The organism is Vibrio palustris, assembly GCF_024346995.1.
In the GTDB taxonomy this organism is placed as follows: domain Bacteria; phylum Pseudomonadota; class Gammaproteobacteria; order Enterobacterales; family Vibrionaceae; genus Vibrio; species Vibrio palustris.
In genome coordinates this window covers 986,391-1,001,640 of sequence record NZ_AP024888.1, presented here as the reverse complement: position 1 = coordinate 1,001,640, position 15,250 = coordinate 986,391, and the positions used below count along the sequence as shown (strand labels likewise).

Sequence of the window (15,250 nt, the reverse complement as noted above, 5' to 3'; positions counted from 1 at the left end):
TAAGGCAGTTTCAGGACTTGATTGGTATTGATTAGAAGCCGTATTTTAGACCAAGACGGATAGTGTCATCATCAGCACCATCTGCAGAGTTGGCTTTGTAGGCAATGTAAGATTTTAGGTTGCTGTTGAATTTGTAGTAACCGCCTAATTCAACGAAATCTTCGTTATCCACATCCGCGCCTGTTTCTGGCTTGGTAGTATCTTTACCGTAAATGGCTTGCACTTGAACTTGATCTGTAATGTCGTAAGCCGCTGCAAATTCCATAATATCAAATTCATCATCCCCATTCCCGGTATCACCCGTTGAGTAAGTAGCCGCTAGATACAATGCATCCATAGAGTAACTGATACCCGCTAGGATTTGGTTGCCTTTATCCGTTGATGTGGCATTACCGGCGACTTTATCCTGATCGGCAGAGTAAGCCAGACCCAGTTTTACGCCAACAGGGAGTGAATAAGTGCCCGATACGCCGTATGAATCAGAGTCATCTGTTGATTCTGCTTTGTACGTTGCTTGTACATTCAAAGCATCGAAGTCACCACGGTAAGCGATAACACCTTCAGTGTGGTCTTTAGAGGCTGCGATAGGCTTTTGTAATCCTGTAAAAGCACCAATATCGGAAAATTTAGAAATTTGAACTGAAGCCATATCTTGTGCACCAAAAGAGAGTGCGTTGCCGTGCATATCAACACCCGCATACATGTAGCGATTCTTCATTTTTTCATCAGAGTCATTGGCTTTTTGTTCTACTTCGTAGAAAGCAAAGGCTTTGACACCATCTGAAATTTCAGATGACCCTTTTAAATTCAAACGTGCACGTGTTTGGTCGCTCATTGTACCGTCAATTTCTTGACCATTGGTTTCAGCATTGAAATCCCCACGAAATTCAACGCGACCACCAACTTTAAATTCAGTACCATCTGCTTTATATACGGTTGCTGCCAAAGTGGAACCTGAAACAAGAGTTGCAAGAACCGCGGTTGCTAAAACGGATTTTTTCATCGTATTGCCTTATCTATAATGGGTATGAGCTTCTTTGCTCTAACGTTTTGGTATGACTCAAATTTAGTGTCCATTGATGACGATTTGATTACTCAAAATTGACATTTACATGTCGTTTTTATGGATTGGATAATAAAGGAGCAGTTTTGACGTTTTGCGTACTGAAGGGCTCTGACCCAACACATGGGCATAGATTGTGATCTGAGGTTGTTTGCTAAGCGAGAAGCTTAGGCGTTAAGCGGCAACGGATGATTTTTTTTTGAATTCGACGTATATTGTCAGTTGGGTAATGTTAACGTAATGATGACTATGAGCAATTGTACTTCCTCGTCCACTTCCGATGATTTAGACGCATCGAATGATGAACATTTGTTACTTGATAAACAAATGTGCTTTCCGTTATACAGCGCGGCCAATGCAGTGGTTCGAGCTTATCGTCCTTTGCTTGAGGTACTAGACCTGACATATTTGCAATATATTGTGATGATGGTGTTGTGGCAATCTGACGGTGTGAGTGTGAAAGATTTGGGGCAGAGGTTGCACTTAGATTCAGGCACACTGACTCCGCTGTTGAAACGCTTAGAAGTGAAAGGGCTAGTGTTACGTAAACGCGGTGAACATGATGAACGAGTGCGAACTTTGCATTTAACCGCGCAAGGACAAGAACTGCATGCTAAGGCTGTTTCGGTACCGGCTGAAATGTTTTGTAAGTTAAAGTTGGCACCGGAAGAAATGCAAATGATGAAGTTGCTATGTGAAAAATTGCTGCTGCAACTACAATAGTGACCTCGATGGTGACAATACCTACTTTGTTTAGTGTCTTTGTTAATTAAGCGACTAAATTAGCAGGTTATAATTATGTTCAAGGAAGAGCTATGAATTCTGTGCGTTTTAATAATACATTGATTACTCCCTCTAAGGTGTTATGTGTTGGGCGTAATTATGTGGACCATATTAAAGAATTAAATAACGTGGTTCCAGACCAGATGGTAGTGTTTAATAAACCTAACAGTGCGATAACCGCGACGCTATGTGCTAAGCATGATGAATCATTACACTATGAGACTGAGATATGTCTGGTCGTACAGGGCGGGCAGTATGTTGGGGTTGGGGTAGGGTTAGACTTAACCAAACGACAGTTGCAATCCAAGCTTAAACAGAAAGGACTTCCGTGGGAAAGAGCGAAAGCCTTTAATGGCTCTGCGGTGTTTAGTAAATTTATTGCCCTTGATCATATTGATATTACTGAGTTAAAGCTTGAGCTTCTGATCAACTGTGTCCGCGTCCAAAATGCACATGTGTCGCAAATGATCTATTCGCCGCAGATGATTCTTGAGGAATTGGCGACATTTACGACGTTGGAAGACAATGATGTGGTCATGACTGGTACACCACAAGGTGTCGGTGAAGTTCATGCTGGTGATGCTTTTTTAGCACGCTTAAAAGAGGGCGATACCACGTTAATTGAAATAGAATGGATCGCCCAATAAAGCTAGTTGAAAACCATAAGATGTAACACCAAAAACATCCCCATACTGATGACTGTGGTCAGTAAGACATTTTTGGTTTTCCATGCCAACAGTACCGCTACACATGCCGACCACAAATAGGGATTGTCAGCCTTAAGCCATAATGTATTTTCATGGGTAAAGACAATTGGCCCCCACAATGCGGTCAAGACCGCGGGTCCAGAATATGCAAGTAATCGTTGTATTCCTGGACGTAATTTTATCGGCAAGCTCGGTTCAAGAAAGATATAACGACTTAAAAATACCAACGCCGCCATAGCAATAATAGATAGCATCGTCATTGGTTTACTCTCTTCATATGAGTTTCACACAGGTATCCAGAAACCATCCCCGCGGCGCTAGAAAGCATTAATCCACCAGGTACGTTATAGACGTCACACACCACTGAGCATACCAAAGCGATAAACACCGCAGCGAATACTGGTAAAGATTTCGTATTGGGAACGACAATGGCAATAAACGTGGCTGCCACTGCAAAATCTAGCCCCAATGTATTGAGATTAGGAATATAATGGCCTGCTAAAATTCCGACCACCGTCGCCACATTCCAAGCTATATAGAAACTCAGCCCAGCACCTAATAAAAACCATCGGTCATAAGGCTTATCAGGGCGCTGTCCGGATACCGCAAACAGCTCATCTGTCAGCAAAAAGCCAAGAATAAGCCGCCAACGTAGTGGCAATGATTTGATCGATTCACGCATGGCGATGCTATATAAACAATGTCGTGAGGTGATAAATAGGGTGGTGAGCAATAATGTCACCAGTCCGACCCCACTTTTTAGCATACCGGTCGCCACTAACTGAGCTGAGCCCGCAAAAAGAATCGCCGATAAGGCTTGGCTTTCTAATCCCGTTAAGCCTGCATCCATTGCATAAGAACCGGCTAATAGCCCCCAAGGCAGCACGGCAATACTCAATGGTGCAATTGCCATGGCTCCTTGGCAGAAATGCTTGATTGTTGACTGAGATGATACGGTGCTGGTCGGTGGTGACGTTGTATTCGAAGACATCCTGTCATTCCTTGATAATGAGCAATCGAAAATTAGGGGTAAAGAGCAGCAAGTAGTTTATCTGCAAGTTGTTGAATAACAGCAGGCTGCGGTTTGGTATGAGCAAAAGATCGTAAACCGCAAATGCCCATCGTTAAGTAGTGACATAAAAAATCACAATCAGCATCCGCAGGTAATTCCTGTTTTTGCTGAGCAATATGCAATTTTTCGTTTAGCCCTTGCTGCCAAGCTGCAAGGGCTTCACAGAGTGCCTGCTCTACCATTTCGTCATTCTGTGAAAATTCGCTAAGGGCTTTTTGCAATAAGCAATCTCGAATGCTTTCTGCTTGGCATTCGCTCACAATATGTTGAAGATATGCCGTGATCCCTGCCAGAACGGTGTCTGCTTGAAGAAAAAATGCTTCAAATTCGCAGGCACGATCATCGGCATACTGTTCTAAGGCGGCTAAAAGTAAACCACGCTTGTTTTCAAACGCACAGTATATCGACCCCGGATGCAGACCTGTCACGCGTTTAAGGTCTTGCATACTGGTTTTTGAAAAGCCATAACGAATGAACTGATTCATTGCGGCTCTTAATACTTTTTCGCGATCAAATTCGGCGGCGCGCACTCTTTGTCATCCCTCACGATTCATAAAGAGAGAGTGTATCGTGAATCGTATGAGCTGAAAAGATGCTTGGAAGTTTGATCGAAAAATTACTTGAACAAACATTCAAGAAAGGAGTAGGGTGTATGCATTGAAAGTAACAACTAGGAAACCACCATGACTGACATATTATTTCAGCCTTACGCGCTTAACGACACCTTAACGCTTAAAAACCGTATCGCGATGGCTCCACTCACTCGTTGCATGGCCGATGATGATTTAGTCCCCACAGAGGCGATGGTGCGTTATTACGAGCGTCGTGCTGACGCAGGTTTGATTATTACTGAAGCGACCATTATTCGTCCTGATGGGCAGGGCTATCCAAATACTCCTGGAATATTTTCATCAGCGCAAATTGCGGGATGGAAAAAAGTCACCGAAGCGGTACAGAACAAAGGCGGGAAAATTTTCCTACAAATTTGGCATACCGGACGCGTCGCTCACCCAGAGTTTTTTGATGGTGAGGTACTGGCTCCGTCGGCGATTCGTTTTGATGGTTCGGTCCCACGTCGCCGTGATTTAGAATATGTGACACCAAAAGCCGCCACGCACGAAGATATTGATCAGTTAGTTGCTGACTACAGCCAAGCGGCTAAGAATGCTATCGAAGCGGGTTTTGATGGTGTCGAAATTCATGCGGCTAACGGTTATTTATTGGATCAGTTTTTACACTTTAATACTAACCATCGACAAGATGAGTTTGGTGAAACAGCTGAGAATATGGCTCGTTTCCCTCTTCAAGTCGTGGATGCGGTTTGTCACGAAATCGGTGCCGATCGTGTGGGGATTCGCCTGTCTCCTGGTGGGTATATGCATATTGAAGCGGATGCACGCGACCGTGGTGTCTTTGACCATTTATTGACTGAATTGAATTCACGTCAGCTTGCTTATGTGCATGAGGGGATGTTTGATGACTCTGTAGAGTTTGATGCGTTTGATGGTCGTATTTCTACCTATTTACGTCAGCAGTATTCCCATACCCTAATGGGAGTCGGTAATTACACCGCGGATACCGCTGCTGAAGCGATTGCGGATGAGAAATTTGACTTGATTGCGATTGGTCGTGCGTTTATTGCTAACCCAGACTTTGTCGAGCGCGTACAATCAGGTAAGCCGCTAAAAGCCTATGACTCCGAGATGCTCAATGATTTAGTATAAACGTAAGACTGCGGTTACGACGTTTAGTTTTTAGTTTAGTAAGCGCAAAACAAGCCCACTTTTGAGCGATCAAAAGTGGGTTTTATTAGCTCGAGAGTCTCAACCGCTGAGCAGATCGTTGGATCGTGACACTTCGCGGCTAGCTTAGTCGTCTAGGCTATGTTGATGCTCGGTGATCAATAGAGCTAATTGCTCTTCCGCTCGCTCTTGTGCGCTAGCAAACGACTCATCATCGGCAAAGCTGCCCGCTAACTCATAATAACATTTGAGTTTAGGTTCTGTGCCTGATGGACGCACAATAACACGTGCTCCTCCGTCGAGATGATAGATCAACACGTCACTGGCTGGTAAGTGGATTGGCGCTTTATCGCCATTGGCATAGTGACGCTCACACAACTTGAAGTCGTCAGTCATGATGACGTCTCGACCTGCAATGTCTTGCGGTGGCTTAGCACGCAGTTTATCACCAATCGCTGGCGCATTAGGGTCTAATGCAATACTTTGTTGCGCAGTCACATATAAACCATGTTCACGATAAATATCTTCCAGAGCATCCCAAACCGTTTTGCCTTGAGCAAGCAACTCTGCGCTTAATTGTGCAAAGCCAACCAAAGCCGATAAACCATCTTTATCCCACACCGTGTTACCAATGGTATAGCCGAGCGCTTCTTCATAAGCAAAGACAAATGGCTTGTCATTGGTTTGCTTATCCATTGCGACGTTGGTTAACCATTTAAACCCAGTCAACGTCTGGTAATATTCCGCGCCACAAGCTTGAGCAATTTTACCCAGCAAACTTGACGAAACAATCGTATTACCTACAAGTGCTTTGCTAGGTGTTTCGGCTCGTGATAGCAAATAGTGACCAAACAGTGTCCCCACCTGATCGCCAGTGAGCATTTGATACGTGCCATCCGTTTTACGTGCCGCGACTGCAAATCGGTCTGCATCGGGATCGTTAGCACAGGCCAAATGAGCATGCGTGGCATTGGCCAATTCGATCACTTTATCCATCGCGCCAGCTTCTTCCGGGTTGGGGAAGTTGACGGTTGGGAATGTGCCATCGGGTTCGCGTTGTGCGGCCACACTGTGAACTTGCGTGAAACCCGCATCCGCCAGTAATGTTTCGGCCATATCTGCCCCAACACCATGCATCGCGGTATAGGCAATCACGAGGTCTTGTGGTTGCTGATGATTATTAAGCAATGGATTGGCATTGATGGCTGCACGATAGGTATCATAATACTCATCGCCCAACATGGTGAGTAAACCAAGCCCTTTAGCTTCAGATAAATCTAATGTGGTGATTGGGTGCTTGGCGGCCGTATCGATTTCGGCGGCAATGCCTGAGTCATGCGGCGGAATGATCTGGGCGCCATTTTCCCAATAGACTTTGAACCCATTGTACTCGGGAGGGTTATGGCTCGCGGTTACGACAACAGCCGCCGCAGCATAGAAATGCTCCACCCCAAAGGCGACAATCGGTGTCGCTGCCACATCGTGGGTTAGATACACGTGAATGCCTAATGCCGTAAGCACACTCGCGGTGTCTTCTGCAAATTGTTGGGAGTCTGGGCGACCATCATAGCCAATCACGACACCCCGTTTTTTGGCATCTTTAACGGTGGTGAGTAGGTAGTTGCCAAGTCCAGTTGCTGTTTCTTGGATGACAAGACGGTTCATTCGGTTAGGACCAGCCCCAACTTTGCCGCGCAATCCAGCGGTACCAAATTGCAACCGAGAAGCAAAACGCTCTTCGAGTTCATCGGTCATTTGTTCGTCGATTAAATAGTTTAATTCTTCGCGACTTTTTGCATCAGGGTCTTTCTTTAACCACTGAGTGACGTAACGCATCATAAGTGTCACCTTAATTTATTACTAGCAATGAGATTGATTATAAAAAATTTTATTTCAAGATACTGAGGGCGCAATCGTTAAACATCGCTCTCAATTCTAAGGACAGAAAAATAGTGAGAAGCGCATAAGCAATTTTGCATTTTGTCATTAATAAAAGAAAGATAAAAATGTGATGTAAACCAATTTTTATGCCTACTTATCGCGATTTATACTGAGTGATGAGACGAATATCATTGACGTGAATCCGCTCAGTTGCGCATGAGTGTCTGCGTGTTAAAAGTAATAAAATGATAATAATCAATAAATTAATTATTTAAATCTGCTGCATTTCTCGAGGTTTTACAAGTGTAAAGTTAATTTTACGATTCTGTAATTAGTGCTTTTTAGTTTAAATATTGCATTTAAAGGAAATAACTGGTTGCCATTTTTGGTGATAATCGCTACCTTACTCGTAAAGCAGCGAACGGACTGCTAATAATCTCTAAAATAGAACGAGTACGAGAATAAACTAGGATGATGGACGCGATGTATCAGAACGATGACGTAAGAATAAATGAAATCAAAGAATTACTACCACCTGTTGCGGTATTAGAAAAGTTTCCTGCAACAGATATCGCCGCCTCCACAACATTTAAAGCCCGTGATGCGATTCATAACATTTTAGAAGGTCAGGATGACCGTCTGCTCGTTATTATTGGTCCATGTTCTATTCATGATCCACAAGCCGCCCTTGAGTATGGGCAGCGTTTAAAAGCCATGCGTGAAGAACTCGGTGATAAGCTAGAAATTGTCATGCGTGTGTATTTTGAAAAACCTCGTACGACGGTAGGGTGGAAAGGTCTAATCAACGACCCTTATATGAATGATACGTATGCAATTAATGATGGTTTGCGTATTGGCCGTAAATTGCTGCTCGATCTTACGGATATGGGAATTCCAACGGCGAGTGAATTTTTAGACATGATTACGCCACAATATGTCGCAGATTTGATCAGTTGGGGAGCGATCGGTGCTCGGACGACAGAATCTCAAGTCCATCGCGAATTGGCATCAGGTTTATCTTGCCCAGTTGGCTTTAAAAATGGCACCGATGGCAACATTAAAATTGCAGCGGATGCGATCCGCTCAGCCGGTGCACCACATAACTTCTTATCTGTCACCAAGTCTGGTCATTCTGCCATTGTCGGAACGCATGGTAACCCTGATTGCCATATTATTTTACGCGGTGGTAAAGAGCCAAACTATAGCCAAAAACAGGTAGCAGAAGTAAAAGAGAAAATGGATACAATGGGTCTGAGACCTAAAATTATGATCGACTTTAGCCATGCGAACAGTTCTAAACAGTATCAACGTCAATGTGTGGTTGCGGAGGATGTTGGTGCGCAGATTGCACAAGGTGATGACGCTATTTTTGGTGTGATGATTGAGTCGCACTTAGTTGAAGGTCGCCAAGATTTAGAACCAAACCAAACACTGACGTATGGTCAGTCGGTGACGGACGGTTGTATCGGCTGGGATGATACCGAAGTGGTACTACGTCAATTAGCGGCATCCGTAGAAGCCCGTCGTCAAAAATAACGATTGAGCCATTCACTCGGCAATAGAAAATAAAAAGCACCGTTGAGCGGTGCTTTTTTTGTGCTTAAATGAAGGGGCGAGTCAAACACTCGTCCGACTTACTTAGATTTAGTGGAAGGCGCAGACGTAATGCGCTTTTCTACCTTACTCAATGCAGAATCGTAGAGTAGGTAAGCAATCACACCCGCGAGAAGGTTGCCCGCGAAAGCCCCCCAGAAAACCCCGTGTAATCCGCCCCACTCGGCACCTAGCCATAAACAAGGAAGGAAACAGGCAAATAAACGTAATGCAGAAATAAGTAGGGCGACATACGACTTTCCGAGCGCATTAGATACCGATACCATGAGCATACAAATGCCCAATAACCCTAAACTAAATGGTACGATCGTTAAGTGCCAATTCAATATGTGCTGAACATCTGGTTCGCTCGTCATAATATTGGCCAGTGGTGTGGCAAAAAGCCAAGCAACAACAGCGATAATAAGCTGAAAGATAAAGATGAACTTCACCGCAATTGAGACTAAAGAACGAATTTCTGCGGTATTTTTGGCCCCGAGAAGGCGACCCACCATAGGCGGCATCGACATCGTTAATGCCAAGACTCCGACAATAGAAAAGAATTCAAAGCGAGATCCCACTGCCCACGCAGCCACGGCCTCTGTACCAAATGAGGCGAGGAGTTTCGTTGCCAGCATTGAAGATAGTGGCGGGAGTAGCTGGCTGAGCATCGCTGGGCCCATAATATGAACAATATCAACAATACTGTTTTTAATATGTATATCGTGCCAATCAAAAAGCATCCAATGTCTCATCGATACTTTGGGAGCGACGATGAGAATACCGATACCAAAGGCGGCACAAGTGGCGAAAGCGGCACCATTTAACCCCATATCGAACGTAAAAATAAATAAAGGGTCAAGAATCAAGTTGAGTAAGCTGGTGACCATCATAATGGTACCGGGTAACATGGTATTGCCATTCGCACGGCATAAGCTATATAGGAAGTACAAAACAGCTCCAATCCATGCGCTTGCAAGCCACCAAATCCAATAAGTATCAATGATAGGACCAATGTCCTCAGGAGCACTGAGCAACGCAAGAATAGGATCGCGAATCCAATAAATCAGTAAGCAAAATATAGCAACGCCAAAACTCCCCATTGCGACGACTAACCCACCTAGCTGTTTGGCATAACGGGTTTGACGTGCGCCTAATGCTTTAGAAATGACGGCAGTAGTCGCAATACCTAAGCCTACTTGTAATCCGATAATGATCATCTGGATAGGCATAGTAAAGCCCTGAGTCGCGAGCGGTAACACACCTAACTGGCCGATAAATGCACTGTCCACGAGTTGAAAACTCATTAACGACAGTACGCCAAACATCATTGGCCAAGTCATTTGAAAAAGCTGTCGCGCGAGCGATGTTGTATGTTGGGTTTGCTGCATGTGAAAAATCTGTGCCTTACAAAGGAAAAAACAAAATCGTCCCTTAAATTAAACAGGGTAAAACCAATACTTGAGTCGTTTAGTCAAGTTTGGGCGCGTATAGTAGCAACCAATGATAGTCTCGGCTATGCCTGTGAGGTATTTTCCTGAGAATCGCGGGAGAGAATTCGCCAAAAAATAGTCGAGGAAAGCAAATAAATTTGATTAGATTTATCAGCTTAGTGGGGGTAAGGTAAACAATAATGATAACCAAAATAATCACAGATCTTGGAGTATGATGATGGCAACAGGTTTACGCGAGCAGTGCCACACTTTTCTTTCGGGGAACCGAGAGCAGACCCCAGCGGAGTTGTTTTCCGCCATGGCCACTTGGTGCGAACAGAATAACATCAAACATGATGTTTATGGCGATGGCGAAGCCATTGAGCAATTTGAGAACAAAATTGCTCAGTTACTTGGGTTTGAATCGGCACTATTTGTGATTTCTGGCACCATGACACAGCCTACAGCCCTGCAATTAGCCTGTCAGCAACGCCACTGTTTTAATGTCGCGATGCATGAAACTTGCCATGTTATGCGTCATGAAGGGCAAGGGTATCAGCTTCAACAGCGCTTTAATGTTTTGCCGGTGGGCGATGCTTATCGTCCTTGGTCGGTCGAGGACTTAAAAGCTTGGCCAGATGAGCTAGCCGCGGCTGTCTATGAATTGCCGATGCGAGAATTAGGCGGGCAATTACCTGGTTGGGATGAGCTTGAGAAAATCAAATCTTACTGTCATGACCAAGACATCCATTTACATATGGATGGAGCACGGTTATGGGAAAGTGCGGCTTACTACGAATGTTCGTATGCCGATATTGCCCACGGGTTCGATTCTGTTTATGTTTCTTTATACAAAGGTGTGAATGGCCTAGGTGGCTCACTATTGTTGGGTAATCACGACTTTATCAAAAAAGCACGGCTATGGATGCGCCGCCAAGGGGGGAATGTATATCATCGCACGCCGTATATTGTGTCGGCAGCGATGCAGTTCGATGAGCGCATTGCGCGTATGGGGGCGTTGTTTGAACGCACTCAGCAAGTGTATCAAATTTTTCATGACTATCTGGATTTTGAGCTTAACCCTCGAGCTCCGCAGGCCAACATGTTTCACTGGTATTTACCTGTCAGCTATGAAAAAGCATTAGTACTGCGTGATAAATTAGCCAAAGCGAAAGGTATTTGGCTTGGTAATCCCCAAACTGCCCCACAACCGGATCGTTGTGTTATTGAATGTTATGTCGGCGATCGTCTGCTCGACATGTCTGATCATGATTTAATTGATATTCTTGAATGGGTGAATGATTATGTGCATGAGTAGATTCCCATGTTAGAAAAAGAGAACATCATAAAGTTAGCGCGCATGAAAATGCCGTTTGGTAAATATGCTGGGCGCTATCTTATTGATTTACCTGAAGCCTACCTATTGTGGTTTGCCAACAAAAGCGAATTCCCTCAAGGAGAACTAGGGGAACTCATGCAGCTGTGTTTGGCTCTCAAAGTCGAGGGGTTGGATGCTGTTGTTAAGCCGCTTAAATATAAGCGTGATGAGTATTAATTAATGCAACTGTTCAAACAAGATGCGGTGCAATGGTTAGCGACATTGGAGGCGGGAAGCGTCGATCTTATGATCACCGATCCTCCTTATGAGTCGCTGGAAAAGCATCGTAAAATAGGCACAACTACGCGGCTTAAAGTTAGTAAATCATCAAGTAATCAATGGTTTGATATTTTCCCTAACGATCGCTTTGAAGCATTGCTTAACGAAGTGTATCGCGTGTTAAAGCCTAATGCGCACTTTTATCTATTCTGTGACCAAGAAACCATGTTCGCGATTAAACCGATTGCTGAGCAAGTTGGCTTTAAGTTTTGGAAGCCGATTATTTGGGATAAAGTTAGCATTGGTATGGGATATCATTACCGAGCACGCCACGAATATATTTTGTTTTTTGAAAAGGGTAAACGTAAGCTTAACGATTTAAGCATTCCCGATATTCTCACATTTAAGCGTGTCTATCGCGGTTACCCGACCGAGAAACCCGTGGGCTTATTAGAAACGTTGATTAAGCAAAGTAGCTGTGAAAAACAAACCGTGGTCGACCCCTTTTTTGGCTCTGGGGCGACGTTAATTGCCGCCCATAATCTTCAGCGACAGTATTTAGGGTGTGATATATCTGACGCCGCTCACCAACATGTGCAAACCCGTTTTTCCGAGCAACTCTGAGTAAAACGCCCGAATATAGAGGGCGTTTTTTGCATGTGGTATCAACACGTTGGCTGTTCAGCGCTGGAAAACAGTGGCCGTGTTTGATACATAAAGAGCTGCGCCAATGCTTGCGCTATCGGCGTAAGCTGGCTTGATTTTCTCGACACTAAATAATAGGTCGCCAATGGTAGAGGCGGATCTAAAATAATTTCATCGAGTTGATTGGAGTAAGTGTAATGATCGAACGCGGTTTCTGAGACTAGGGCAATGCAATCGGTTTGACTAACAATGGCCAATGTCGATAGATAAGACTCACACGTGATAGTATTTTTTAAGTGACGGCTGTGCTGACTTAACGCATCGTAGACTGTATTGAGATAGCTACTGCGAGTGGTCGGCATTATCCAATCATAATCTTGTAATTCTTCAATTGAGCACTCCCCATTGAGCTGTGGGTGGTTTTTACGTACGACTAACTTAAATGGAATTTCCATAATTTTTTCGCGTTTAAAATCATGAAGTTCCATATTAGGCTGAAGTGTGTTGATAGCAAAGTCGAGCTTTCCTTGGCGTAGGCTTTCAATGTGCGCTTCTAATTGTCCTTCTTGTATTTTGATTTTGACATGCGGATACTTTTCTCTAAATTTACGGATCACTTGCGGCATCAACTCACAGGCCACACTTGCTCCAATCCCCACATTGACCGTTCCGTACTGATGCCCCGTAGCTTGCTTAAACGATTCTTCAGCAAGGTGCAGTTCTCGCAGCACTAAATGCGCATGAGCAAGCAAATGTTCACCAGGCTCAGTTAGAGTAATGCCCTGTGTACCTCTAATGACGATTTGTGCACCTAAATAGGCTTCGAGTTCACGTATTGCGCGCGTGACCGCTGGCTGAGAAATAGCCAGTGCTCGACTGGCCGCACGAATACTTCCGTGTTCCGCTACCGTTACTAAACATTTTAATTGATTGATCTTTATTGCCATATTTCATCCGTGATAACGATTGGTTATCCCCCCATTGTATTCGTTGTCTTGTGGGGTATTCCTTTAATCAATACATTGAGTTTATGCATTGATTGCTTCGTTCTATGGTATCAGGAAGAAAACCAGAAGCGTCAAATAACATTGTGATATTGCGAAGGATTGTTGATATGTCTCAATTTGAAGCCACAAAAGTAGCTCGTTCATCAGAACCAAGTGGTTTATTTAAAACCATTGAACGACTGGGTAATAAACTGCCAGAACCGATCGTGTTGTTTTTTGTTCTTGCGTTAGTCGTCATTGCCGCCTCGGTATGGGCCGCGAGTGAAGGTGCGTCCGTCATCCACCCCGCGACGGGTAAAGATTTACCGATTCGCAGTTTGTTATCCCACGATGGCATCGTATTTATTTTTACCCATATGCTGAACAACTTCACTGGATTTGCTCCACTTGGGTTAGTGTTGGCCATGCTGATTGGCGTTGGGTTAGCCGAGCGTGTTGGGCTGCTTGAAAGTGTGGTGAAACACACAATTTTAAATGCGCCTAAGGCCCTCATTACGACCGCAGTAGTGTTTTCCGGCATTATGATGAACATTGCGTCTGATGCCGCGATGATCGTTTTACCTCCACTGGCGGCATTAGTTTTTATGTCGGTAGGCCGTCATCCAATTGTCGGGCTCATGGCAGGCTTTGCCAGTGCAGGCGCGGGGTTTACCGCGAATTTAGTAATTGCCGGAACAGACGCATTACTGTCGGGGATTTCTTCTGAAGCGGTCAAAGCTGTATCAAACGATCTCACGGTAACACCCGTTGATAACTGGTATTTTAATATTGTCTCCGTGTTTGTATTGACCGTCGTTGGCGTACTCGTGACGGATAAAGTCATAGAGCCAAAGTTTGGTGAATATCAAGGAAAGCGTAAAACCGTCAAAGAGCATGCCCCAGGCGTGGAAAAACGCGCATTACGTAATGCAGGTATCACCGCGATAGTGTATTTGAGTGCCATTATTGCGCTCGCAGTTTGGCCCAATTCGCCTTTACAAAATGCCGATGGAGGTCTAATTCCGTCGCCGTTTTTGAAAGGCATTATTCCGATCATTCTATTCTTTTTTGTCGCTGTTGGTTTGGCTTATGGCATTACCATGGGGCTGATTAAAAACAGTAAAGATATGACCAAATACATGTCAGAAGCCATTTCTGATATGTCGAGTTATATTGTTCTGATTTTCTTTTGTTCTCAGTTTATTGCTTACTTTAACTGGAGCCATTTAGGAACATGGATTGCGGTAAATGGTGCTGATTTTCTTGCTAGTATCCATTTTGATGGCATTGCCGTTATCCTCGGTTATTGTGTTTTTACTGCGGGGCTTAACTTTTTAATCCCTAGTGGCTCGGCCAAATGGGCGTTAGAAGCGCCAGTGTTTGTACCGATGTTTATGCAGTTAGGTTACCACCCAGCGTTTATTCAGTTGGCGTATCGCGTAGCCGATTCCTCCACCAATATTGTGACACCGCTAAGCCCTTATTTTGTTGTGATTTTATCGATGATGAAAGAGTACGACAAAGACGCGGGGATGGGCACGATGATCGCCTTATTAATTCCTTATTCTCTGGCGTTTTTAGGTTCTTGGTTAGTCATGCTATTGATTTTCTTCACGTTTAATTTACCGATTGGCCCAGGCATTTATCCTATGTTGTAGTGCTTGTTGGCTTAAAAATAATCTAAAACTTAGGGGGCTCACCCCTTAGTTTTCCCTCTATTCCGTTCGTTAGTAACGCTTGAAAGCAAA

General features: G+C 44.2%; 15 protein-coding genes. 8 read left to right on the top strand and 7 right to left on the bottom strand.

From position 1 onward, the window contains the following. Nucleotides 1-31: 31 nt before the first annotated feature. Nucleotides 32-1,003, bottom strand: coding sequence for a porin (locus tag OCU30_RS16970; protein WP_077314787.1), 972 nt, complete (start codon nucleotides 1,001-1,003; stop codon nucleotides 32-34). A 309-nt stretch (nucleotides 1,004-1,312) separates the two neighbouring features. On the opposite strand from OCU30_RS16970, the gene ohrR reads away from it, so the two are divergent. After that, nucleotides 1,313-1,786 (top strand): transcriptional regulator OhrR, encoded by a 474-nt coding sequence (ohrR, locus tag OCU30_RS16965; protein WP_077314788.1) that lies wholly within the window; start codon nucleotides 1,313-1,315, stop codon nucleotides 1,784-1,786. Between the two features lie 92 nt (nucleotides 1,787-1,878). Continuing rightward, entirely contained in the window at nucleotides 1,879-2,493 is a 615-nt protein-coding gene (locus OCU30_RS16960) for a fumarylacetoacetate hydrolase family protein (RefSeq protein ID WP_077314789.1), read from the top strand. A 2-nt stretch (nucleotides 2,494-2,495) separates the two neighbouring features. On the opposite strand, the gene OCU30_RS16955 is transcribed toward OCU30_RS16960, so the two are convergent. From OCU30_RS16955 to OCU30_RS16945, 3 genes are read right to left on the bottom strand one after another with little or no spacing between them, the layout of a single operon-like run. Then, nucleotides 2,496-2,813, bottom strand: coding sequence for an AzlD domain-containing protein (locus OCU30_RS16955; RefSeq protein ID WP_077314790.1), 318 nt, complete (start codon nucleotides 2,811-2,813; stop codon nucleotides 2,496-2,498). Beyond that, on the bottom strand, nucleotides 2,810-3,544 hold the full coding sequence (locus OCU30_RS16950; protein WP_077314791.1) for an AzlC family ABC transporter permease: 735 nt from the start codon (nucleotides 3,542-3,544) through the stop codon (nucleotides 2,810-2,812). Before OCU30_RS16950 ends, OCU30_RS16955 begins: the two co-directional genes overlap by 4 nt. A gap of 32 nt (nucleotides 3,545-3,576) precedes the next feature. Further along, nucleotides 3,577-4,155 (bottom strand): TetR/AcrR family transcriptional regulator, encoded by a 579-nt coding sequence (locus OCU30_RS16945; protein WP_077314792.1) that lies wholly within the window; start codon nucleotides 4,153-4,155, stop codon nucleotides 3,577-3,579. 153 nt (nucleotides 4,156-4,308) lie between these two features. On the opposite strand from OCU30_RS16945, the gene OCU30_RS16940 reads away from it, so the two are divergent. Further along, nucleotides 4,309-5,349, top strand: coding sequence for an alkene reductase (locus OCU30_RS16940; RefSeq protein WP_077314793.1), 1,041 nt, complete (start codon nucleotides 4,309-4,311; stop codon nucleotides 5,347-5,349). 144 nt (nucleotides 5,350-5,493) lie between these two features. Here the strand turns inward: OCU30_RS16940 and OCU30_RS16935 are convergent, their stop codons facing one another. After that, entirely contained in the window at nucleotides 5,494-7,206 is a 1,713-nt protein-coding gene (locus tag OCU30_RS16935) for a phospho-sugar mutase (protein ID WP_077314794.1), read from the bottom strand. 525 nt (nucleotides 7,207-7,731) lie between these two features. Between OCU30_RS16935 and aroG the strand changes: the two genes are divergently transcribed. Beyond that, complete coding sequence (aroG, locus tag OCU30_RS16930) at nucleotides 7,732-8,784, top strand: 3-deoxy-7-phosphoheptulonate synthase AroG (protein WP_077315109.1); 1,053 nt, start codon at nucleotides 7,732-7,734, stop codon at nucleotides 8,782-8,784. Between the two features lie 98 nt (nucleotides 8,785-8,882). On the opposite strand, the gene OCU30_RS16925 is transcribed toward aroG, so the two are convergent. Further along, nucleotides 8,883-10,232 (bottom strand): MATE family efflux transporter, encoded by a 1,350-nt coding sequence (locus OCU30_RS16925; RefSeq protein ID WP_077314795.1) that lies wholly within the window; start codon nucleotides 10,230-10,232, stop codon nucleotides 8,883-8,885. A 280-nt stretch (nucleotides 10,233-10,512) separates the two neighbouring features. Between OCU30_RS16925 and OCU30_RS16920 the strand changes: the two genes are divergently transcribed. Genes OCU30_RS16920 through OCU30_RS16910 form a run of 3 tightly spaced genes read left to right on the top strand, consistent with a single transcriptional unit; the run spans nucleotide 10,513 to nucleotide 12,495 of the window. After that, nucleotides 10,513-11,592, top strand: coding sequence for a threonine aldolase family protein (locus OCU30_RS16920; protein WP_077314796.1), 1,080 nt, complete (start codon nucleotides 10,513-10,515; stop codon nucleotides 11,590-11,592). Between the two features lie 6 nt (nucleotides 11,593-11,598). Beyond that, the gene (locus tag OCU30_RS16915; protein WP_077314797.1) at nucleotides 11,599-11,829 is read left to right on the top strand and encodes a DUF3820 family protein; all 231 of its coding nucleotides are present in this window, start codon (nucleotides 11,599-11,601) and stop codon (nucleotides 11,827-11,829) included. A gap of 3 nt (nucleotides 11,830-11,832) precedes the next feature. Next, nucleotides 11,833-12,495, top strand: a complete 663-nt coding sequence (locus OCU30_RS16910) for a DNA-methyltransferase (RefSeq protein ID WP_077314798.1) — start codon at nucleotides 11,833-11,835, stop codon at nucleotides 12,493-12,495. Between the two features lie 41 nt (nucleotides 12,496-12,536). Here the strand turns inward: OCU30_RS16910 and OCU30_RS16905 are convergent, their stop codons facing one another. Beyond that, entirely contained in the window at nucleotides 12,537-13,463 is a 927-nt protein-coding gene (locus OCU30_RS16905) for a LysR substrate-binding domain-containing protein (RefSeq protein WP_077314799.1), read from the bottom strand. Between the two features lie 167 nt (nucleotides 13,464-13,630). Between OCU30_RS16905 and OCU30_RS16900 the strand changes: the two genes are divergently transcribed. Beyond that, nucleotides 13,631-15,160, top strand: a complete 1,530-nt coding sequence (locus OCU30_RS16900; protein WP_077314800.1) for an AbgT family transporter — start codon at nucleotides 13,631-13,633, stop codon at nucleotides 15,158-15,160. The last annotated feature ends 90 nt before the right edge of the window (nucleotides 15,161-15,250 follow it).